Below are 298 nucleotides of genomic sequence, written 5' to 3' on the forward strand. Positions count from 1 at the left end.
CAGTCCTACGACACCACAAAAGGAAGCTGGCTGGCGAATCGAGCCGCCTGTATCAGATCCCAAAGAAAATGGTACTTCTCCAGCCGCAACGGCAGCTGCCGAACCACCGGATGATCCACCTGGCACTGTTTCAAGATCCCACGGGTTTTTTGTTTTTTGGAAGCCTGAGTTCTCTGTTGATGACACCATCGCAAACTCGTCCATATTTAGCTTTCCAATTGTAATAGATTCAGCCGCTTGCAGCTTTTGTACGACTGTAGCATCATAAATTGGATTAAATTTATCGAGAATCTTACTC

Annotated in this window: 1 protein-coding gene; it reads right to left on the reverse strand. The window is 46.3% G+C overall.

From position 1 onward, the window contains the following. The coding region (locus PZE06_RS28140) for an amidase family protein (protein WP_275792418.1) at positions 1–298 on the reverse strand (298 nt) is incomplete at both ends.

Origin of the sequence: Robertmurraya sp. DFI.2.37 (assembly GCF_029211245.1) — a bacterium.
In the GTDB taxonomy this organism is placed as follows: Bacteria; Bacillota; Bacilli; order Bacillales; family Cytobacillaceae; genus Robertmurraya; species Robertmurraya methanolica_A.